This window comes from Salmonella sp. A1325 (assembly GCF_056991255.1).
On the sequence record NZ_JAMLWO010000001.1, the window covers coordinates 206,950 to 229,265 of the forward strand.

20 protein-coding genes are annotated in these 22,316 nt (G+C 46.7%); 10 read left to right on the plus strand and 10 right to left on the minus strand.

The window, feature by feature from the left end:
* Positions 1 to 100 precede the first annotated feature (100 nt).
* Positions 101 to 1,090, minus strand: a complete 990-nt coding sequence (gene ldhA, locus NAZ64_RS01090; protein ID WP_024797914.1) for a D-lactate dehydrogenase — start codon at positions 1,088 to 1,090, stop codon at positions 101 to 103.
* A 239-nt stretch (positions 1,091 to 1,329) separates the two neighbouring features.
* Here ldhA and NAZ64_RS01095 point away from each other — a divergent pair, with 239 nt between their 5' ends.
* The 4 genes from NAZ64_RS01095 to NAZ64_RS01110 all read left to right on the plus strand — a co-directional run bounded on the left by NAZ64_RS01095 (position 1,330) and on the right by NAZ64_RS01110 (position 5,080).
* Positions 1,330 to 3,966 (plus strand): YdbH family protein, encoded by a 2,637-nt coding sequence (locus tag NAZ64_RS01095; protein ID WP_483640844.1) that lies wholly within the window; start codon positions 1,330 to 1,332, stop codon positions 3,964 to 3,966.
* Entirely contained in the window at positions 3,966 to 4,157 is a 192-nt protein-coding gene (locus NAZ64_RS01100) for a YnbE family lipoprotein (RefSeq protein WP_000784063.1), read from the plus strand. The genes NAZ64_RS01095 and NAZ64_RS01100 overlap by 1 nt, the downstream gene beginning before the upstream one ends.
* Before the next feature lie 7 nt (positions 4,158 to 4,164).
* Positions 4,165 to 4,488: a YdbL family probable chaperone protein gene (locus tag NAZ64_RS01105; RefSeq protein WP_220569874.1), complete on the plus strand. Its 324-nt coding sequence runs from the start codon at positions 4,165 to 4,167 to the stop codon at positions 4,486 to 4,488.
* A 142-nt stretch (positions 4,489 to 4,630) separates the two neighbouring features.
* Complete coding sequence (locus tag NAZ64_RS01110) at positions 4,631 to 5,080, plus strand: GFA family protein (RefSeq protein WP_001518898.1); 450 nt, start codon at positions 4,631 to 4,633, stop codon at positions 5,078 to 5,080.
* Here NAZ64_RS01110 and azoR read toward each other — a convergent pair.
* Positions 5,077 to 5,682 (minus strand): FMN-dependent NADH-azoreductase, encoded by a 606-nt coding sequence (gene azoR, locus NAZ64_RS01115; RefSeq protein WP_000048924.1) that lies wholly within the window; start codon positions 5,680 to 5,682, stop codon positions 5,077 to 5,079. The genes NAZ64_RS01110 and azoR overlap by 4 nt on opposite strands.
* 200 nt (positions 5,683 to 5,882) lie before the next feature.
* Between azoR and hrpA the strand changes: the two genes are divergently transcribed.
* From hrpA to cybB, 3 genes are all read left to right on the plus strand, one after another.
* Complete coding sequence (gene hrpA / locus NAZ64_RS01120; RefSeq protein ID WP_001550139.1) at positions 5,883 to 9,785, plus strand: ATP-dependent RNA helicase HrpA; 3,903 nt, start codon at positions 5,883 to 5,885, stop codon at positions 9,783 to 9,785.
* A 63-nt stretch (positions 9,786 to 9,848) separates the two neighbouring features.
* A complete protein-coding gene (locus NAZ64_RS01125) occupies positions 9,849 to 10,649 on the plus strand; it encodes a YdcF family protein (protein WP_220569875.1) in 801 nt (266 codons plus the stop codon).
* A gap of 116 nt (positions 10,650 to 10,765) precedes the next feature.
* Positions 10,766 to 11,296 carry a cytochrome b561 gene (gene cybB / locus NAZ64_RS01130; RefSeq protein ID WP_220569876.1) on the plus strand — a complete coding sequence of 177 codons (531 nt, stop codon included), beginning with the start codon at positions 10,766 to 10,768 and terminating at the stop codon, positions 11,294 to 11,296.
* A gap of 271 nt (positions 11,297 to 11,567) precedes the next feature.
* Here cybB and NAZ64_RS01135 read toward each other — a convergent pair whose 3' ends face one another.
* The 6 genes from NAZ64_RS01135 to NAZ64_RS01160 all read right to left on the minus strand — a co-directional run bounded on the left by NAZ64_RS01135 (position 11,568) and on the right by NAZ64_RS01160 (position 17,228).
* Complete coding sequence (locus tag NAZ64_RS01135) at positions 11,568 to 12,230, minus strand: class I SAM-dependent methyltransferase (RefSeq protein WP_023233339.1); 663 nt, start codon at positions 12,228 to 12,230, stop codon at positions 11,568 to 11,570.
* A 462-nt stretch (positions 12,231 to 12,692) separates the two neighbouring features.
* Positions 12,693 to 14,243 (minus strand): glycosyltransferase family 39 protein, encoded by a 1,551-nt coding sequence (locus NAZ64_RS01140; protein WP_220569877.1) that lies wholly within the window; start codon positions 14,241 to 14,243, stop codon positions 12,693 to 12,695.
* Positions 14,244 to 14,379: 136 nt separating this feature from the next.
* A complete protein-coding gene (locus NAZ64_RS01145; protein WP_076935273.1) occupies positions 14,380 to 15,060 on the minus strand; it encodes an amino acid ABC transporter permease in 681 nt (226 codons plus the stop codon).
* Positions 15,057 to 15,788: an amino acid ABC transporter ATP-binding protein gene (locus tag NAZ64_RS01150; protein ID WP_076935272.1), complete on the minus strand. Its 732-nt coding sequence runs from the start codon at positions 15,786 to 15,788 to the stop codon at positions 15,057 to 15,059. Before NAZ64_RS01150 ends, NAZ64_RS01145 begins: the two co-directional genes overlap by 4 nt.
* 24 nt (positions 15,789 to 15,812) lie before the next feature.
* Positions 15,813 to 16,460, minus strand: coding sequence for an amino acid ABC transporter permease (locus NAZ64_RS01155; protein WP_220569878.1), 648 nt, complete (start codon positions 16,458 to 16,460; stop codon positions 15,813 to 15,815).
* Positions 16,461 to 16,466: 6 nt separating this feature from the next.
* Positions 16,467 to 17,228 (minus strand): transporter substrate-binding domain-containing protein, encoded by a 762-nt coding sequence (locus NAZ64_RS01160; RefSeq protein WP_220569879.1) that lies wholly within the window; start codon positions 17,226 to 17,228, stop codon positions 16,467 to 16,469.
* Positions 17,229 to 18,137: 909 nt separating this feature from the next.
* Between NAZ64_RS01160 and NAZ64_RS01165 the strand changes: the two genes are divergently transcribed.
* Positions 18,138 to 18,482 (plus strand): DUF1294 domain-containing protein, encoded by a 345-nt coding sequence (locus NAZ64_RS01165; RefSeq protein ID WP_000281190.1) that lies wholly within the window; start codon positions 18,138 to 18,140, stop codon positions 18,480 to 18,482.
* Positions 18,483 to 18,602: 120 nt separating this feature from the next.
* On the opposite strand, the gene sseJ is transcribed toward NAZ64_RS01165, so the two are convergent.
* Positions 18,603 to 19,829, minus strand: a complete 1,227-nt coding sequence (sseJ, locus tag NAZ64_RS01170; RefSeq protein WP_115285995.1) for an SPI-2 type III secretion system effector SseJ — start codon at positions 19,827 to 19,829, stop codon at positions 18,603 to 18,605.
* A 423-nt stretch (positions 19,830 to 20,252) separates the two neighbouring features.
* Between sseJ and NAZ64_RS01175 the strand changes: the two genes are divergently transcribed.
* Positions 20,253 to 20,969, plus strand: a complete 717-nt coding sequence (locus tag NAZ64_RS01175) for a hypothetical protein (protein ID WP_076935269.1) — start codon at positions 20,253 to 20,255, stop codon at positions 20,967 to 20,969.
* Between the two features lie 128 nt (positions 20,970 to 21,097).
* On the opposite strand, the gene NAZ64_RS01180 is transcribed toward NAZ64_RS01175, so the two are convergent.
* Positions 21,098 to 21,499 (minus strand): effector protein, encoded by a 402-nt coding sequence (locus NAZ64_RS01180; protein WP_078054926.1) that lies wholly within the window; start codon positions 21,497 to 21,499, stop codon positions 21,098 to 21,100.
* Positions 21,500 to 22,021: 522 nt separating this feature from the next.
* Here NAZ64_RS01180 and NAZ64_RS01185 point away from each other — a divergent pair.
* Positions 22,022 to 22,297 (plus strand): metal/formaldehyde-sensitive transcriptional repressor, encoded by a 276-nt coding sequence (locus NAZ64_RS01185; RefSeq protein ID WP_115285997.1) that lies wholly within the window; start codon positions 22,022 to 22,024, stop codon positions 22,295 to 22,297.
* Positions 22,298 to 22,316 lie beyond the last annotated feature (19 nt).

A 22,316-nucleotide genomic window follows, 5' to 3' on the forward strand; every position in this document is an offset into this window, starting at 1 on the left:
TGTAATCTGATAGTTAACACTGACTATAGTAATGATATGACCGGATAGATCTTCAGGGGTTATCCGAAAATGCTCCCCTGAGCGCAGGGGAGCGACAGGATTAGAACAGCGCGTTCGGGCAGGCTTCGCCATTCTCAAGCTGGCTTAAGTTTTGTAACGTGGTTTCAGAGATGCTGATCAGCGCTTCTGCGGTCAGGAATGCCTGATGCCCCGTAAACAGTACGTTATGGCAGGCCGACAGACGGCGGAAAACATCATCCTGGATAACATCGTTTGACTTGTCTTCAAAGAACAGGTCGCGTTCGTTTTCATACACATCCATCCCCAGCGAGCCGATTTTCTGATTCTTCAGAGCTTCGATAGCCGCCTGGGAATCAATCAGCGCGCCACGACTGGTATTAATGACCATAACGCCATTTTTCATTTGATCGAATGCCGCATGGTTCAGCAAATGGTAGTTTTCCGGCGTGAGCGGGCAGTGCAGGGAAATGACATCCGATTCGGCAAACAACGTTTGCAGATCCACATACTCGACGCCGAGATCAAGCGCGGCGGTGCTGGGATAGGGATCAAACGCCAGTAAACGCATTCCAAAGCCTTTCAGGATACGCAGCGCGGCGACGCCGATTTTACCGGTACCAATGACGCCAGCGGTTTTTCCGTGCATGGTAAAGCCGGTCAGTCCCTCAAGGGAAAAGTTAGCGTCGCGGGTGCGTTGATAAGCGCGGTGAATACGGCGGTTCAATGTCATCATCATGCCAATCGCATGTTCAGCGACGGCTTCCGGAGAATAAGCCGGCACGCGGACCACCTGCAAACCGAGCTCTTTAGCGGCATCCAGGTCGACATTATTAAATCCGGCGCAACGCAGCGCGATGTATTTCACGCCGTGTTTTTTCAGCTCTTCCAGTACCGGTCGGCTCCCGTCGTCATTCACGAAGATACAAACTGCTTCACATCCATTGGCGGTTTTCGCTGTTTTCTCGGTCAGCAGAAAATCAAAAAACTCCAGTTCAAAACCGAACGCTTCGTTCACTTGCTGTAGATATTTCTTGTCATACTGTTTGGTACTATAGACGGCGAGTTTCATATGACCTTCTCCAGTGATGTTAGAATCACACAAATATGCTTAAAATTATCTTACAAAAAATCAAAAATAATTGATAGTCATACATATAATGAATAATTTTAGGTTATCATTCTCCACAACGCCTCAAATAGCCGGAGGGCGCCCCTGCAACATGAACTATTAGGCTATGTACGGGCAATCATGCCAAAATAAAGAGATAGCCGACTGAATTTTTCGTTAAATCAGGAAATTAATGGCCCATGAAGGGTAAATATAAAGCCGCCCTTGCGCTACTGTTACTGCTGATTCTTGTCCCTCTGACGCTACTGATGACCCTCGGGCTGTGGGTTCCCACTCTGGCGGGAATTTGGCTACCCGTCGGTACTCGTATCGCTCTGGAACAAAGTCCACGCCTGACACGTCATGGGTTAGTGATTCCCGATCTTCGCTATCTGGTCAATGATTGTTCGTTAGCGCATATTACCCAGGCGGAACTGACGCATCCCAGCCGTTGGTTGCTGAATATTAAAAGCCTCAAACTGGATGCCGCGTGCCTGGCGAAACTGCCCGCTACGGAAGCTTCTCCCGCCGCGCCGCGTACGCTGGCGCAGTGGCAGTCAATGCTGCCCAATACCTGGATTAACATCGATAATGTCATTCTCGCGCCCTGGCCGGAATGGCAGGGCAAGCTGGCGATCTCCATGACGCCGGTCATTCAGCAGATACGTTATCAGGGCGAAAAAGTAAAATTTCAAGGGCAGCTACGCGGTCAGGCATTGACGGTGAGCCAACTGGAGATCGCCGCGCTGGCCAACCAGCCTCCCGTTAGCCTGGCGGGGGAGTTTATGTTGCCGCTGGTACCGGATGGCCTGCCGGTCAGCGGTCATGCGGCAGCGACCTTGCGTCTGCCGCAGGAACCGTCGCTGGTGGATGCGGAACTGGAGTGGCGTGATAACGCCGGACAGCTCATCGTGATGGCGCGAGGTAATCCTGACCCGATTCTCGATCTCCCCTGGGCGGTAACGCGTCAGCGGCTTACCATCAGCGATGGCCGCTGGAACTGGCCATATCAGGGATTCCCCTTGAGCGGACGTCTGGCTTTTAATATCGATAACTGGCAAGCCGGGCCGGATAATGCGCGAGTCAGCGGACGCCTGAATATTCTGACCCAGGGCGATGCCGGTAAAGCGAACGCTGTACTGACTATCGGCCCGGGAAAACTCAGCATGGATAGCAGTGAGATGCCTCTACAGCTTACCGGCGAGGCTAAACAGAAGGATTTAATCTTTTATGCCGTATTGCCCGCTATGTTCCGCGGCAGTCTGGCTGATCCGCAGCTCACCTTTGCACCTGGCGCATTGCTACGCTCGCGCGGACGGGTGATTGATGCGTTAGATATTGATGAAATTCGTTGGCCGCTGGCGGGCGTTAAGGTGACGCCGCGCGGCGTTGATGGTCGATTACAGGCTATTTTACGGGCGCATGAAAATGAGATGGGCGATTTCGTTCTTCATCTTGATGGCCTGGCGAATGATTTTCTCCCTGATGCTGGTCGCTGGCGGTGGCGCTATTGGGGGCAAGGAAGCTTTACGCCAATGCGCGCCCGCTGGGATATTGCCGGACATGGCGAATGGCATGATAACACCATCAGGTTGACCAGTTTGTCCACCGGTTTTGATCAGTTGCACTATGGCGCAATGACCGTCACATCGCCAAGACTGGTGCTTAATAAACCTATTGTCTGGGTTCGCGACGCCACAACGCCGTCGCTACAGGGCGCGCTGTCTCTGGAGGCGGGAAAAACTGTATTTACCAGCGGGAGCGTGCTGCCGCCTTCTACCATTAATTTTAGCGTTGAAGGGCGCGAGCCAACCCTGTTTCAGTTTAAAGGCGACCTTCGGGCGGGGGCGATAGGGCCGGTACGGCTGAATGGGCGCTGGGATGGCGAACGCCTTCGCGGACAGGCCTGGTGGCCGAAGCAGTCGCTTATCGTTTTCCAGCCGTTGCTTCCACCAAACTGGAAAATGACGCTGCGCGAAGGCTCACTGTATGCGCAGGTGGCTTTTTCCGCCGCACAGGGGCAGGGGTTTGAAGCAGGTGGACACGGCGTGTTAAAAGGCGGTAGCGCCTGGATGCCGGATAACAAAATCAACGGCGTCGATTTCATTCTGCCATTTCGCTTCCACAACGGCGCGTGGCAATTGGGGACGCGCGGGCCCGTCTCGCTGCGTATTGCCGGGATAGTCAACCAGGTCACGGCGAAAAATATCACCGCTGATTTACAGGGCGGTTATCCCTGGAGCGAGTCGAATCCATTACTGCTAAGCGATGTCAGCGTAGACGTGCTGGGCGGTCAAATCATTATGAAACAGTTGCGAATGCCGCAGCACGACCCGGCGCTTTTACGGGTGCAAAATATTTCATCCAGCAAATTGATTAGCGCCATAAATCCAAAGCAATTCGCCATGTCTGGTCCGGTTAGCGGCGCGCTGCCGCTGTGGCTGAACAATGAAAAATGGATAATCAAAGATGGCTGGCTTACGAATCCTGGGCCCATGACGTTGCGTATCGATAAAGATACTGCGGATGCGGTGGTGAAGGATAATGTTACGGCAGGCTCGGCGATTAACTGGCTACGTTATATGGAGATTACGCATTCGTGGACGAAAATTAACGTTGATAACCTGGGCGTGCTAACGATGCAGGCGGCCATTACCGGCAAAAGCCGGGTAGATGGTAAAACCGCGATCGTTAACTTGAACTATACCCATGAAGAAAATGTGTTTACGCTGTGGCGCAGTTTGCGTTTTGGCGACAATTTACAGGCATGGCTTGAACAAAATACAGCGTTGCCGCAACCTCCTTGTCGGAAAGACAAGGACTGTGAGGATAAATAATGAAAATGAGTATTGCCATGCTGTCAGCGCTTGCGTCATTTATCGTGGTGGGGTGCACGCCACGTATTGAAGTCGCCGCGCCGGAACAGCCGATTACCATCAACATGAATGTAAAGATCGAGCATGAAATACATATCAAAGTCGATAAAGATGTTGAAGAACTCCTGAAATCACGCAGCGATCTATTCTGAGGCCATAATGAAAAAGTATTTAATGCTATGGGTGCTGACGCTGAGCTTGCTCACACCTTCTGTGTGGGCCTTAACCCTGGACGAAGCACGCACGCAGGGCCGGGTTGGGGAAACGCTGAATGGCTATCTGGTGGCCTTAAAGAATGATGCCGAAACCCAGAAGCTGGTGCTTGATATCAATCATGCCCGCCGCGCCAGTTATCAGCAGTTAGCGGATAGCAATCATCTTCCCGTGGACGAGGTGGCGAAGATGGCAGGGCAAAAACTGGTTGAGCGCGCCAGGCCGGGAGAATATGTCCAGGGAATTAATGGCAAATGGATGTGTAAATAACCGCTTCCCGACAATTTTTTTACCGCAAAATGCATTTTTATATGGGTAATTTCTGAATATGAAGGTCGTATTTACATTAGGCGAACCGGAAGGCTATTTCTATACTGTTGACTGGTATCACTATTCGCGAGAGTAACCAGGTATGACATCTGAAAAATTATCTGCTGCCTGCCATTGTGGCAGCGTCGTGTTTACCGTTCAACTTAGCGATGGCTTTCATACCGCCAGGCGCTGCAACTGTTCGTTTTGCCGGATGCGCGGAGCAGTGGCAGTGTCTGCGCCGCTATCGGGTATTAAAGTGCTAAAAGGGCAGGATAAGCTTACCGAATATCGCTTCAATACGGGCAAGGCGGTGCATTTTTTCTGTTCGGTATGCGGGATATATACTTTTCATCAGCGCCGATCCAATCCCGATCAATATGGGGTCAATGTGGCGTGCATCGAAAATGTGTCGCCTTTTGATTTCGCCTGCGTTGAAGTCAATGATGGGGTAACGCATCCCAGCGATGGCGGCAGTAGCGGCGTGGTAGGATATTTGCGCTACGAACCTAAGAAGTCACCTCCCGTCGAAACGGGAGGCAAAAATATTTAAGCGGCCACTACGCTGTCAATCGCGGCTTTTGCATCGGCCTGAGCTTTAGCCGCCACTTCCGGCCCGTAGGCGATGCCTTCGGCAAAGACAAAATTCACGTCGGTAATACCGATAAAACCAAGGAACACTTTCAGGTAAGGCGCAATCAAATCCGTCGGGGTGTCTTTATGGATACCGCCGCGACTGGAGAGAACCACCGCGCGTTTACCGGTTACCAGACCTTCCGGGCCTTTTTCGGTATAGCGGAAAGTGATACCGGCTCGGGCAATCAGATCAAAGTAGTTTTTCAGCTGCGTCGGAATATTGAAATTGTACATCGGTGCCGCAATAACGATGACGTCGTGGGCTTTCAGTTCAGCAATGAGTTCATCAGACAGCGCCAGAGCGTCCTGTTGACGTGGCGTTAAAGGCGCATCGCCCGGACGCATCGCGCCCACCAGCTCGCCATCCAGCACCGGAACAGGGTTGGCCGCCAGATCGCGGACAGTAATTTCATCTGCGACGTGTTTTTCGCGCCATTGTTCAATAAAATAGTCAGTCAACTGACCAGACTGAGAGTACCCTGCCAGAATACTGGATTTAAGAACTAATACCTTGCTCATGGGTGTTTCCTTTTATGTGTTTGAAGGGGCGTGCCCCGTTGCTTGTTGACACTTTATTCACAAATATGTCGCAGGGATAGCGCAATATATCGAACCCTTTGTTCGAAATTATTGAACAACACAAAAAAAGCCCCAATGTGGTACTCTATACCTATCATTTAAAACGATTTTAAACAGGCAGAATGCTGCCCAAGAGCTTTATGACTGAACAATCTACGTTGACGCTTCAGGTGTTACAGCAGCGGCTGGATGCACTGATGCTGCGCGACAAACAGCGCTTTGCGCGCCGCCTGCATGGCGTAAAGAAAGTAAAAAATCCTGATGCGCAACAGGCCATTTTCCAGACGATGGCGAAAGAAATTGAACAGGCTGCGGCGCAGGTCGCTCTCCGCGAAGCGGCGCGCCCCTCAATCACTTATCCGCAAAATTTACCTGTTAGCCAGAAAAAACAGGACATTCTGGAAGCGATCCGCGATCATCAGGTAGTGATCGTGGCAGGGGAAACCGGTTCCGGTAAAACCACCCAGTTGCCGAAAATTTGTATGGAGCTGGGACGCGGAATTAAAGGACTTATTGGACATACTCAGCCGCGTCGCCTGGCGGCGCGCACCGTCGCTAACCGCATTGCCGAAGAGTTGCAAACGGAGCCTGGCGGCTGCATCGGCTATAAAGTTCGTTTCAGCGATCATGTCAGTAGCAACACCATGGTCAAACTGATGACGGACGGTATCCTGCTGGCGGAAATCCAGCAGGACAGGCTGCTGATGCAGTACGACACCATCATTATTGATGAAGCGCATGAACGAAGCCTGAATATTGACTTCTTGCTCGGCTATCTGAAAGAGCTTCTGCCGCGTCGCCCCGATCTGAAAGTGATTATTACCTCTGCGACCATCGACCCGGAACGCTTCTCGCGCCACTTTAATAACGCGCCGATTATCGAAGTCTCTGGCCGAACGTATCCCGTAGAAGTTCGTTATCGCCCTATCGTGGAAGAGGCTGACGACACTGAACGCGATCAGCTACAGGCAATTTTCGACGCTGTTGATGAACTGGGGCGTGAAAGTCCCGGCGATATTCTGATTTTTATGAGCGGAGAGCGGGAAATCCGCGATACCGCCGACGCCCTGAACAAGCTGAACTTACGGCATACCGAAGTGTTGCCGCTGTATGCACGCTTGTCGAACAGCGAACAGAACCGCGTTTTCCAGTCGCACAGCGGACGCCGTATCGTGCTGGCGACTAACGTGGCGGAAACCTCGCTAACGGTGCCGGGTATCAAGTATGTGATCGATCCTGGCACTGCGCGCATCAGCCGCTACAGCTACCGCACTAAAGTGCAGCGCCTGCCGATTGAACCGATCTCACAGGCTTCCGCCAACCAGCGTAAAGGGCGTTGCGGACGCGTATCGGAAGGGATCTGCATTCGTCTGTATTCGGAAGATGACTTTTTGTCACGTCCGGAATTTACCGACCCGGAAATTCTACGTACCAACCTGGCGTCGGTTATTTTGCAGATGACCGCCCTGGGGCTGGGTGACATCGCTGCCTTCCCGTTTGTCGAAGCGCCGGATAAGCGCAATATTCAGGATGGCGTGCGTTTGTTGGAAGAGCTGGGGGCGATTACCGCCGACGAACAGCAAACGGCATATAAGCTGACGCCGCTGGGCCGACAATTATCCCAGTTGCCGGTCGACCCGCGCCTGGCGCGTATGGTTCTGGAAGCGCAAAAGCATGGCTGTGTGCGCGAAGCGATGATCATTACTTCCGCACTCTCTATTCAGGATCCGCGCGAGCGCCCAGTGGACAAGCAGCAGGCTTCCGATGAGAAACACCGGCGCTTCCATGATAAGGAGTCCGATTTTCTGGCGTTTGTTAACCTGTGGAATTACCTCGGCGAGCAACAAAAGGCCCTGTCGTCGAATCAATTCCGCCGTCTGTGTCGCACCGACTATCTGAACTATTTACGCGTGCGTGAGTGGCAGGATATCTATACCCAACTGCGTCAGGTGGTAAAAGAACTGGGGATTCCGGTAAACAGCGAACCCGCAGAGTACCGGGAAATTCACGTTGCGTTGTTAACGGGGCTGTTGTCGCATATCGGGATGAAAGATGCCGATAAACAAGAGTACACCGGCGCGCGTAACGCCAGATTCTCTATTTTCCCCGGTTCCGGTTTATTCAAAAAACCGCCGAAATGGACAATGGTCGCAGAACTGGTGGAGACCAGCCGTTTGTGGGGGCGCATCGCTGCCCGCATTGAGCCAGAATGGGTGGAACCGGTAGCCCAGCACCTGATTAAACGTTCATATAGCGAACCGCACTGGGAACGGGCGCAAGGCGCGGTGATGGCGACGGAAAAGGTTACTGTCTACGGTCTGCCGATTGTCGCCGCGCGCAAGGTGAATTACAGCCAGATTGACCCGGCGTTGTGTCGCGAGTTGTTCATCCGCCATGCGCTGGTGGAGGGGGACTGGCAAACCCGTCACGCCTTCTTCCGTGAGAATCTAAAATTGCGTGCGGAAGTCGAGGAACTTGAGCACAAATCTCGCCGCCGCGATATCCTGGTGGATGACGATACCCTGTTTGAATTTTATGACCAGCGTATTAGCCATGACGTTATTTCCGCCCGCCACTTTGATAGTTGGTGGAAAAAAATCAGCCGCGAGACGCCGGATCTGCTCAACTTTGAAAAAAGTATGCTGATTAAAGAAGGCGCGGAAAAAATCAGCAAACTGGATTACCCGAATTTCTGGCACCAGGGCAATCTCAAGCTGCGTTTGAGCTATCAATTTGAACCGGGCGCGGATGCTGACGGCGTGACCGTCCATATTCCGTTGCCGCTACTTAACCAGGTTGATGAGAGCGGTTTTGAATGGCAGATCCCAGGACTGCGCCGTGAATTAGTTATTGCGCTGATTAAATCGTTGCCAAAACCGGTACGTCGCAACTTTGTTCCGGCGCCAAACTATGCTGAAGCGTTTTTAGGTCGCGTAACGCCGCTGGAGCTGCCGCTGCTGGACGCTCTGGAGCGTGAACTGCGCCGGATGACCGGCGTCACGGTCGACCGGGAAGACTGGCATTGGGATCAGGTGCCCGAGCATCTGAAAATCACGTTTCGCGTGGTGAATGACAAAAACAAGAAACTGCAGGAAGGGCGTTCGCTCGCCGAGCTTAAAAATGCGCTGAAAGGCAAAGTGCAGGAGACGCTCTCGGCGGTGGCGGATGACGGCATCGAGCAGAGCGGGCTGCATATCTGGAGTTTCGGCGAGCTGCCGGAAAGCTACGAACAGAAACGCGGTAATTATAAAGTGAAGGCGTGGCCGGCGTTAGTGGATGAGCGTGACAGCGTCGCTATCAAATTGTTTGATAATCCGCTGGAACAACAACAGGCGATGTGGTGCGGTTTACGCCGTCTGCTGTTGCTCAACATTCCTTCACCGATTAAGTATCTGCATGAGAAATTGCCGAATAAAGCCAAGCTGGGACTGTACTTTAACCCGTACGGCAAAGTACTGGAGTTGATTGATGACTGTATTGCCTGCGGGGTAGATAAACTGATAGATGCCAACGGCGGACCGGTGTGGAGCGAAGCAGGTTTCACCGCGCTGCACGAAAAGGTACGCGCCGAGCTGAATGATACTGTGGTGGATATCGCGAAGCAGGTTGAGCGGATCCTGACGACCGTATTCAATATCAATAAGCGTCTGAAAGGGCGGGTGGATATGAGCATGGCGTTGGGGCTTTCCGATATCAAGGCGCAGATGAGCGGTCTGGTATACCGTGGTTTTGTGACTGGCAACGGCTTTAAACGTCTCGGCGATACGCTGCGTTATCTGCAGGCAATTGAAAAGCGGCTGGAGAAACTGGCTGTCGATCCGCACCGCGATCGGGCGCAAATGCTGAAAGTCGAAAGCGTCCAGCAGGCGTGGCAACAATGGATAAATAAATTGCCTCCAGCGCGTCGCGAAGATGATGATGTTAAAGAGATCCGTTGGATGATTGAAGAACTGCGTGTCAGTTATTTCGCCCAACAGCTCGGTACGCCTTATCCTATTTCCGATAAGCGTATTTTACAGGCCATGGATCAGATTACGGCCTAAAAAGCCAGGCGACGATGTCTTTCAAAGAGATCCGGTACAAGTTCGGAACAAAAAGGAGGAATTATGAATACAACGCCATTTCCGGTGCTCTCTGCGGAAACATTGCTGGCGGTGAATACCGTCGGACAGTGGCTGGCGCAAAATGATTTTTCCGGCGAACAACCTTATTCGTCGGATTGTGTCGTCCTGGCGGGCAATGCGGTGATCCCCACTATCGACGCTGCCTGTCGCATCGCCAAAGCGCAAGACGTTCCTTTACTGATTAGCGGCGGTATAGGTCATTCAACGCCGTTTTTGTACGCCGTGATTGCCCGGCATCCGCGCTACCACACAATTCGCACAAGCGGACGCGCTGAAGCCGCTATCCTCGCGGATATCGCGAACCAGTTCTGGCATATTCCGGCTGAGAAAATTTGGCTGGAAGATCGGTCAACTAATTGCGGCGAAAATGCCCGTTTCTCCTGCGCACTGATCCGTCAGGCGAAAGAAAACATTAACACGGCTATCGTTGTGCAAGACCCCACCATGCAGCGGCGCACTATCGCGGCGTTTCGGCGCGTGACAAACGACGACACCGATGCGCCACGCTGGCTGAGTTTTCCTGGCTTTGTTCCGGTACTGCGCCACCTTAATGACGGTACACGTTTTGCCAATGTTGAAGAGGGCATCTGGACGGTGGAGCGTTATCTGTCTCTGATTGCCGGCGAGCTGCCACGTTTGCGTGACGATGAAACAGGGTATGGACCGCGTGGTAAAGATTTTATCATTCATGTTGATATCCCACGCGATATTGAAAACGCATGGCAGGTATTGCAGGCAGATACGACGCTGTGCAGTGCGTTAGAACAGAGAGCTTTACGGTAAAAATCGCCCGTTTGCGAGGGTGAACGGGCAAGTGCGACCACCATCTCATAAATTTGATGAATTATTTATAAAAGCTGGTTATGTTGTCGCTTTACGGTTTTCATTCAGGACGCGCTATGGGCAATAAGTATTCCGGCCTGCAAATTGGTATTCACTGGTTAGTCTTTTTTCTGGTTATTGTGGCTTACGCCGCGATGGAGCTACGCGGTTTTGCGCCGCGTAGTTATCGGCCCTGGTTTAATATGACGCACGTTTCATGTGGTATCACTATTTTGCTTTTAATGGTGGCACGCTTGTTTATTCGGCTGAAATATCCCTCGCCGCCCATTGTTCCTCGTCCAAAACCGATGATGACCGGAATGGCGCATTTAGGACATCTGGTGATTTACCTGTTATTTATCGTGCTGCCTGTTATTGGTCTGGTCATGATGTATAACCGCGGCAATCCTTGGGTCGCATTTGGCATTACTATGCCCCATGCCGCCGAAGCTAACTTTGAACGCGTAGATATGCTGAAATCCTGGCACGTCACGCTGGCGAATCTGGGCTATTTTGTTATTGGACTTCATGCCATCGCTGCTTTGATGCATCACTATTTCTGGAAAGACAATACGCTGTTACGGATGATGCCGCGTAAGCGTGACTGACCGTCCTGTATGACGTTTGTCGCAGGCGGGGTTAACCGCTTTAGGCAAACAAGGCATCTATCAGAGGGGATGGCGTATTCCATACAGAAAACGCCTGCGTCTAACCAAGACCCGTGACGCAGGCGAAGGAGGACGGGTCTACATCGGAAGCGGGTATTATACTTATTTGTATGACAAATAAAATAAGCAATTGCTATTCCGTAATCCAATGTTTAATCAACGGGTTAAACCCACATGATCGCGCTGCCCGACCGCTCGGGAGTGCCTATACTTACGATGAACGTGGCGTAGTGGCGGAAAATAGCGCAACGGCGCCATGTTGCTCCAAAGTCACCTTAGCAAAATGTTCGTCCAACACGCTGCGTAACGTATCGGCTGAATCATTGGTATTACTGAATATTCCTTTCTTGTTATAAACAGCCATCAATTTCTTGCCAAAAGCATTGTGAGGAACCTCTTTGCCCAGAATCGTGGCACCAAAAAGTGTGCCGCCGGGTTTAAGCGCCATACCGGCATTTTTAATTGCCTTCGCTTTTGTTGTCATCTCACCAGGTAAGCAGTGCAGAAGATAGTACATCGAAACGGAATCGAAGCGCCCGTGCCAGTCCGCCGGGAACGTGTCGAAAACATCGTGTTGTAGTGTGGCGCAGATTTTTGTATTACCCACTCGGCTGGCGGCTATTTTCAGGCTATCCGGATTTAAATCCATCAGCGAAATGGCATGAGTCGCAGGTGCATGCTTCAGGTAATAACCTGTACCTACGCCAATATCCAGGTGAGTCTCGCCCATGTGATGCAGGAAGAAAGGAAGTAGTCGCGTATCAGTAGGGCACTTCCAGGCATATTTGTTTGAGATATTGAGTACCCACCAGTCATATAAGCTAAGCGTGAATGGGTTATAGACTTTTGCGCCTGATTGTTGTGTATGCTTCATTGTTCTCTCACTAAATAATTTCGCGCTGGAATTAAAACAACGAAGCAATCGTTAGGCAAGCATTAATCAGGTGAGTGAGTAATTTAATGCGACGAATAAAGGCGATATTATGAGTTAAGCGGTTATCTTAAAGAAGATAGAGGATAATAATAGCTGGCAAATGAATTGGACAGTTATATTATTATAAGCTGATAATTAATAATCGTTAATATACACATATTAAGCCCTATGATAATAGCATGCAATTAAATGCAGGAGGAACAATATTTATTCATACACATAAAGCGATTATTGCACATTAATTGATATTTTAAATGTTACGATGAGATAGCCATCGTGATTTAATATCACCTACCCGGAGGCGATATGATTGAGGTTTTTGAAGCGTTTGGCTGGACCTTACTTTTAGGCGGTCTGGCAGTGGCAGTACTGTTTATCACTGCACTGGATAAAAAACGGTAATCATTGCATTTGACGCGCCTGTTGAGTTGGTATTACAAATAATTGTACCTGAAATCTACCACTTCTGAAGTTTGCGATATTTTGCCATTCTGACGGCAAGGGGGAATCCTGACTAAAGTTACCGCCGCTTATCAACCAGACACGATGGTAACTTTTTGAAAGCGTTGTCAGAGTATCAATATATGTCTGATCGGCTTGCGCATAAAACAGTGATCCAAAGCCATAGGCATTCGGTCTGCCTGATGTTCCGTGTGCGTTAGGCGGTGTATAAAGAAACGTACGATAATCTCGCTTATTATAATACACATAACTTAAATAATCGAACATTTTACTGACTACCACGGCATCATTAGGCTGGTGACGGGTATTAATATAGTTTACCAGTGGTTTAAACTCGTCTATGTGCTCAGGGTTATTATGATATGAACCATAGCCGAATAATAAGGTGAATAAGATAAACCAGAAGCCACAAACCGCTTTTTTTGCGCGGGTAAGTAATACCGCGAGCAGGGGAGGAATGCTCAGCGATGAGAAGAAGAAATAACGATCGATAAATAACGGCATCCACCAGGAAATGATGAAGACCAGCATTACAGGGATGACCAGATTACAAAATAATATCAGCTGATATCTTTCATATTCTCCGTTGCATAAAGATATTCGCCCCACAGTACCGATAAAACTTCCCACAGCCAGCCACAGAATGATCGACGGAAAACCCTGTCCGTTGTTTCCGGTAAAGAAATGCCAGTACATTGCAGGCAGATCACGCCATGTTACGGGGGGAATCCAACCGATATCATTACCGGCTCTCAACTGCGCCAGATGAGTCAGTAAATTAAACAATACGGGTAACCAGGGGAGATAAGCGACAGCAATTGCCAGGTTAGCAAACCACCAGCCAGGAAGTTTAAGGTAGCAGGCCGTTTTATGGCTTTGGCAGGATAATATTGTTACTGCGATCCAGTGGGCAATAAGTGCAAATAGGGTGAAATAATGGGTGTAAAAACTGAACGTCATAAGTAAAGCATACGCGACAAGATAGCGATTATGGGTGGGTGTTTTTATCCACATCATCAATGCTAACGCGGCAGCGAGCGTTAGCATTCCCATTAACGCGTACATGCGCGTTTCTTGACTGTAATGGACTGCCATCGGCATCAGGGCGGCGAACCATCCCGCCAATAAGGCTGTACGCTCATTTGCCAGCCATCGCGTAAGCGCGATAACCAGCACAACTGTCAGGATCCCAAAGAGTAGACTGAGAGAGCGTACCGCTGCAATGCTATCACCCCATAATATCATCCAGTCATGCAGTAACAGATAATAAAGTGGAGGATGCACGTCAAAAGCGGCATGGAAGAGCAGATTGTTTACGTTATGGCGACTAATCAGCACGCTGGACGCTTCGTCACACCAAAGGTAGCGGTCAGTTAAAAATAGCAACCGTATAAGGGCGGAGAACATGACAATGAGACAAACATGATATTTATATTTTATTTTTCTTAACCCATCGCCGGGCTGCCATATTGATAGTTGTGGTAGCGCCATAATATCCTCAATGGAGTAAGATTTAGACCAGAATGGACACCTGACGCAATAATGAAGGTTAAAATCTTAACCAACACTAAATAAAAATAACTTTGATAATGTCAGCGGTGAATTAATCAGAATAGTGCAGTGCAACTCAGTAATCCTGACCGTAATGGCGAAGCAGTCTATGCTCTAAAAACCGGGTCAAGCCGACAATAAAGGTAACGCCAATAAGATACACTATGGCGGCAAAAAGGTAAGCATGGAAGAATTTAAAGCTAGTTGCAGCAACCTCCTGAATTCGCGCGAAAAACTCAGTATATTGGATAAGAAAAACGATGGTGCTGTCTTTAAGATTATTAATCACCTGATTCGTTAAGGCTGGAATGGAAGACAGCAATACCTGAGGCAGTATAATCCACAAAAAGACCTGCCGTTTGTTCAACCCCTGAACGACTGCGGCCTCCGTTTCATACTTATTTAATGCGTTATAGGCCGTTGTCATGTACGCGGCATTATATGCGCCGACATTTAAGGTAAACCCTGTAACCGCCACGGTAAAAGAGGACAGGTGAATGCCAGATTGAGGTAAACCATAATAGATAACAAACAGAATAAGAATGAGTGGCGTACCGATAAAGAAATCCATGTACAGTCGAGTTAAGGCTTTTACCACGGGTCGATGGCTCAGGCTCAGAAAAAAAATGATAATTCCCCACAAAAAACCGGTGATGGAAACAATCAGCGCAAGTTTACAGGTTTCTTTAATACCGTCCACAACAAGTGGCAGTTGTTCAGTCAGGTCATTAAAGAAGAGAGACCAGCCAGCGATCATCGTTGTGCCTCGCTAAAAAAACAGTGGATATCTGGATCCGTTTCTCGTAAAGCAAGATCGGTAAAAGCACCTTCTGCACGAATCTTGCCATGATTAAGAAACGTTACGTTATCGCTTAGTAATCTGGCGAGGTGAACATCATGAGTGACGCATAATATAGTGACGCCATTGTCGTGAAGTTGCTTAATCAACATTCCGACTTCACGAGTCATGAGCGGATCAAGCGCAGACGTCGGCTCATCAAAAATAATGAGTTCTGGGTCGGTGACCATTGTGCGGGCCAGGGCGACGCGCTGTTGCTGCCCGCCCGATAATTGCGAAGGGTATTTCGCGCTATGCGAGACCATATCAAGTTTTTGTAGCTCATGTAAGGCTTTCTCCCGGGCTAGTTGTCCCGACATGCCAAACACTTTACATAGGGCAAGGGTAATGTTATCCATGACGTTAAGATGGCGATACAAAGCGTAATTCTGGAAGACACAACCAACTTTTTTTCTGAACTCAAGAAGAGTAAATTCCTTGTCATAAATATTTCTCCCGTGAAAATAAATATCACCATAATCAGGCTCTTCTAATCGAAGCAGACAGCGTAAAAGCGTCGTTTTTCCACTACCGGATGGCCCCATGACTACTTTCATGTCTCCCGATTGAATTTTCAGACTAACCGTATCAAGAACCTTTTTTCCTGAATATTCCTTACTTATCTCTTTTAGTTCCAGTAAAGCCATGAGTATCACCTCTATTTTTATGCTTCAACTGATGCGATATTTTTTCTCAAGCACTCCGGCCAGAAGAGTAAAAACTTTATAAATAATGAAATATAATACCCCGGCAAGAGTATAGATCTGTAACCCGTTCAGCGTGATGGCTGTCAGTGACATTGCCTGCTTCGTTATTTCAGCGATACCTACAGTATAAGCAAAGGGCGTCGCTTTTAATACAGAAGAAAACTCATTGATAATACCGGGCACAGAAAATCGCAACATCTGTGGCAACTCAATATTTAATATAATCTGTAATTGACGCATTCCTGCTACTTTCGCTACCGTGATTTCGAATGGCTCAACTAATTTAAGCGCCCCTCTGAACACCTCGGCAAGATAACTTCCGCTGATTAAGCCGACGCTGAGGTTCATGGCCACCAGAGGTGAAACATATATGCCAATCGATGGCAATCCAAAATAAATAAGAAAAACAGCAATAAGTATTGGAATTCCCCGAAGAATAAAGACCAGTACGTCGAGTATCTTCTGTAGTGGAAGGGGGGATAGTCGCCGTAATACGGCGACTGTAAGCCCGGTCAAAAACGCTGAGAGAAAACAGGTAAAGGTTACAAGCAGCGTATTACCAATCCCTTCCAATAGGAAATAAAAGATAGCCAGCATATTACCTGATGACATAGCTTACTATTTCATCCAGCTATCGACGATGCCAGATATTTTTTGTGGCCCTTGCTCTTTAAGCCATAAGTTAAAATCATCGCGCACGGGGGAGCCTTTCTTAAAGGCAATGCCAAGTTGATCAACATTCTTGAAAACATAACGACTTTCTATCGGCATCTTTTTCTTATTTTTGAAGGTAAAATAAACCGGCTCTTCTATAAAAGCCAGATCAAGATTACCATTTTTTAGATCAGCCATCGTCTCATTATATGTTGGATACAATTTTACTTTACTTAACGAGTAGTATCCTTTGGGCTCCAGATCGTTTTTGATAAGGTCGGAGTAAGCCATTCCTCGAGGGTATCCAATAGAATATTGATTTAATTCATTGAGGTTATTGAGCGTTATTTTATGATTGGCCATACTGACCAGATAAAAAGAGTTGATGTAATAAGGTTCAGAAAAATCAATAACTTTCTTACGTTTATCTGTGATTGAAATTCCCGAAAATGCGACATCTGCCTGACCACTCGCCACTGCGCCAAGCATTCCATCCCAGGCATATTCGGTGATGTTTAGCTTACAATGCCGTGACTGACAGTAAGACGAAAAAAGCTCCAGATCTATCCCCTGCAATTTGCCATCAGCACTTTTAAATAACATAGGGGGAGAGGCCGGTGATACTGCGACATTGAGTGTTTTCCCTTCAACGAAGCTATCAGCAAAAGCTGAAGACGACATTATTCCCAACACTATCATCGATAAGCCAATTTTTTTGGATAACATGCTATCTATTTCCTGTGGTAAGGTAATGCGTATTATAAATTAAGCATTAGGGCGTGAACCTGACATTTGCAGGCGTAAAGTGCTTAACGTTATGTATTCCATCGCTGTTAACTAATTTAATCAGGAGGTTTGACAGGAATCATCAAAGGGAATGGATTGAATATACCATGAGATATCAACTGGATATGAGTGCAGCGACCCCATGAAAGGTGAAAATGTAAAGATACCATAGACATTAGTATACTGGACATAGTTTATGCTCCATTTACGCATATATATTTACATGATAAGCAGATAAATGCTTCAGTGACGGTGCCTTTAATGTCTCTAAGTATCATCTTGCCACTCTATCCAGGGCCAATATAAAGACTTATCTTTGCTTGTCAAATACATTTTCTGAGCTAAGTTGATTTGCGTGCTATCTATATTTGCAAGCATATAAATTATTTGTCTTATGAACAAGCGACAACAAATCAGGAGTTCTGACGATGTTGTTATGTTTATCAAAACGTTAACTTGTTTTAATCGATAATAATCTTAATTCAGAAATATCTTAATATATACGGTTTTCGAGATAAAATTCTCAAATTAACATCGTACATCTTATGTAATAAATATAAATACGATAAATAAATCCAAAACTAAGACTGCCAACCGGATAACAAACAGCAATAAAGAGGGTTCTTCATTAAGTTATCCTGGCAACGGTTAAGGTGGTAACATTTTCGGTGGCTTTACCCATTTTAATCGTGTTCACAACACGTTAATTACCTTATGATTACCATGGTAATTAAAAATGAATCCTTGATGACTCGTTGGCTGAGTGAAAAGAAAATTCTACATCACATAGGCGCATGTATCGCGTATAATGGGCTTCGATGCCCCTAATCCTTGCTATGACATAATAATATGTATCTTAACCGCTTTTGTTATTTGCTCCTGATCTCCGCTGCGGTCGGAAGCATTTTTACATCGCATCCCGTCGCGATGTGGTTCCTGCTTGCCAATGTGCTAACGCTGGCGATCTACGGTATAGACAAAACGGCGGCACGTAAAACCTGGCGCAGAGTGCCGGAATCCACTTTATTGGTGTTTGGGGTTGTCGGTGGGTGGCCTGGTGCGATTGTTGGTCAACAACTCTTCCGTCATAAAACGCAAAAGCAGCCATTCAAAACATACTTTATCGTCAGTGTGATAGTGAGTATTGTAGTTACGGTGGCGATCTATCGACTCTATCCATTTTTGTCCTACTGAACATAGAGTATGGATCACTTATTGACCAACCGGCAGCAAAGACAACCTCATATTTTCATGCCACTGGCACTATGATATTGAACGATGTTTTACTCACGGCGTACCGCAGCCGATGGAACTTTATTCAGTGGAATAATGATGAGCTATAAAACTTTCTAACATTGTGGCAAAACAATGATGGACTTCTTGGGTTGGATGGACCAGGTCGTTGAAGACGTATTGTGGACGTATATCCAGCTGAGGGTCTTTAGCCCCGGGAACATGTACATAGCCGTGATGTGTATAAGGGTTTTCCGTATCATAACCAATATTACTGGCCACATCCATTATCACCTTAAATGCATCGGCAGTCTCGTAATAGCATATTTTGTGCTGGGGGTATTTTTCTTTTAATTCTTCAACATTAGTTTTTAACAGGGCATTGTGAGCGATGCTTTCATCCTTAAGTTTTCTTTTTTCATCAGAATGTTTGCCATAGGGTGTTAAAGACAAATCGGGAATTCCCAAGACCAATACATTATTAACTCCACCGGAAATTATTTTTTCAATATCATCAATTTGTTTCTCAACGACCATCATTACATTGTCTTTGTGTAGTGTCATATAGTCATTAGCCCCCAATAAAAATATCGCCAGGTCCTGGTGAGAAGGGGTGTAAGATGCGATTTGTCTGTCCGTATTTGATACAAAGTCGCCGAGGCAATTAAAGCATGAATAGCTTGCCGATGTACTTCCCCCTTCAGCAAAATTAAGCATCTCTTTACCTAAGAAGTGTGGGGACGATAAAAACTCAGTCCAGGTAAATCCATTAGTAAACCTTCCGCCAAAGTATTGACCATAGGAGGGTAAGATATGATGTGTTTTTTCAAACATACGCCCCATGGAGTCAGATAAACTGTCGCCAAAAAATACCAGTCTGGTAATATCACCCAAAGAAATATTTTCTGGCTTGGGATGTAACTTATTGATTTCTTTGGCAAGGCCAAAAGCTTCCGGATGACATTCAACCTCAATAGATAGAATATCTTCACCATTATCACCTTTAATAATCAACTTGTCGGCGTGTTCCTGTGATTCTATAATAAACTGTTCTTTACATCCCTGAGACGCTAAGGCTCGAAGTTTGATGTAGGCTCCACGAACCTGTACCGGTGTTAGATTCAGTTCCTGATAGTGGTAAAGTTTAAAGATACATTCGAGCGCCTCTGCATGGTGGGTGGTGAAGAAGTACGCTTTGATTTTCTCCCATAAACTTAATTCCGGAAGGCGTGCGCTTTCTTTTATCGCATTAAATTTTTCAGAGCTGATAGATGATGTGAAATAACCCTGTCCAACACTTAATGGCATAGTGACCTCCTTACTATATTAAACGCTTTAGCAAAGTATTAACTAGCAAATATTAGCAAGAAAAGTAATCAGGTAAATAGTGTATATTGAACTACGCTTCTTTAACAGTTTGTCGCCGTCAATGAAATATATACAGCGTTTATTATTTTTCAGGGATGTAAATATATCATCAACAACGTGAAGTTAATACCGGGTACATATTATCTGACTACTATCATTATTGAGTGTGCGCCTGGCTGAGGAAAAGTTATCAAACAGTATGCATTCCTGTTTTTAGTGTGCTGGCGTGAGTATGAGCTGGCTTGATACTCAGGAAAAACAGATAAACTTATCATCCGACTAATATTGCTAAAGTGCTAGTGTTTTATGTAACGTCTTGATTTCTATTTTCATATTAAATGTTTTTTAAGTGAGCTAACTATAATGAGTGATGATTCAATTATTAAAAACTCTTCGATGCTTTTGGCCTATTTAGGTGGTTTGGGATGGGGAAGCGCCTATTTTTATGGTTGGGGCGTCTCCGCGTACTATGGTTTCCCGTGGTGGTATGTAGGCGTCGGCCCTGACAACATTGCCCGAAGTCTATTCCATGCGATTAGCCTGATGGTTATATTCATAATTGCGTGGGGGGTAGGTATTTTATTATTTTTTTTAGTAAAGCAAAAAGCACGTATCCACGACCTTAGCTTTTTACGTCTTTTTTTGGCAGCTGTTTTGTTCTTTATTCCAATTGTTATTGAGTTTTCTCTCTTAACAAAGTCGTTTTTGTGGGAGCTTTTTTTTATCATTTTACTGGTGGCTTTATGCTTATCGGTGGGGATGCGTTTTTATAGTAAATTGATGCCAGTGATTTGTTTTACGCAACTCAGTTGGGTGCGAAGACATTGTTTCACTATAGTTATGATTGGTTTTATTATATATTTTTTTATATTTTCTTTTTTTGTTGGGATCTATAAGCCACAATTAAAGAAAGAATACGAAATGATATTGTATGATGGAGGCTGGTACTACGTCCTGGCCAGGTATCATGATAGTTTTATTTTGTCGAAATCCTTTACTAAAAATAACAATAGATTTATTATTTTTAGACCAGAAGATGGACACTCTTATGAAATTACCCTGGTAAAAGTCAGACTTTAATAAAATACTGGTTGGCAAGAGCGTGAAATGACGCCAGAGCTTCCCATAGCAGGGATTAGAGAAAGAACTGAGCGCCCATATCTGTAGGCTGTGGAATAGCAATGCCGGGAAGGGCATGGCATGACACTTTATCTGACATTACCATCTGAGTGGCAGTTTAGCAGATGTTTCAGGCCAATCCCAAGCTGAATTGGAGCGCTCAGAAGCTGATTACCTATATAACAAATATTGGCCGCAAGCTTATGCTGTGGGCGGAATATACGACCGCTATTATCCAGATTGGCTGTTAACTTATTTATTTTCCCATAGTAACCTATAACAGGGCTCCCTGAGGCATTGGCTAGCATCTGTGCATTGGAAAAACAGCTTCCATTTGCACTATAGCAACTTATAAAGTTTATTGCCTCATGAGAGTTGCTAATATGGCGGATTGATTTGAAAAGTGATGATGACTGACTTGCACCGGAACCGTACCCATTTTCATGTTGAACAACAAAAGGAGCACCATGTTTACAAATCGAAATAGGCATGGATTATTACCTGAGATTGATTTCAAATTAACAATAATGATGACGCTTTTGGGTATTAAAAATCTTTCAAATAACGCTCATTTGATTTTTTGTCCACATTGACTAAGCCAGGAAAGACACAGGGTTGAGATATTTTCGCTAGCCGTCGGCGGTGTATCGCAGTTGTGATGTTACGTTCTTACAAGACTGACATCTGCATATCATAACCTTTATTCATTACCACCTGGTGAGTAAATAAAAACTATTGAGCAAATATTTACTTCTGGGTAATGGGACTGGATTCACCGGCATTACCTCTGTACTCCAGTCGGGCAAAACATTGCAGCATATAAAAGAAGCTTTGGCGTTTATTGTCTGTAGCCTGAAAAAGTTCTCGTGAGCTGAATATGCTGAATGTGAACTGATTCTTGATGGTCTATGCCGGAAATCTATAAGCTATTGATTTTTATATTGTGTGTAATTTTACAATTACATAAATATAAAATTCTGATAGTATACCCCCCTATAGTATATGGAGGTCGAATGCCGCATTCACCTGAAGATAAAAAACGTCTTCTTACCCGCGTTCGTCGCATTCGCGGGCAGGTCGAAGCGCTGGAGCGGGCGCTTGAGTCTGGCGAACCTTGTCTGGCTATTCTGCAACAGATTGCCGCCGTGCGCGGCGCGTCTAATGGCCTGATGAGTGAAATGGTTGAGATCCATCTGAAAGATGAGCTGGTCAGCGGGGAAACTACGCCAGATCAGCGCGCGGTTCGGATGGCGGAAATCGGCCATCTTCTTCGCGCTTATCTAAAATAACAATTTCCCTCACCGTAAC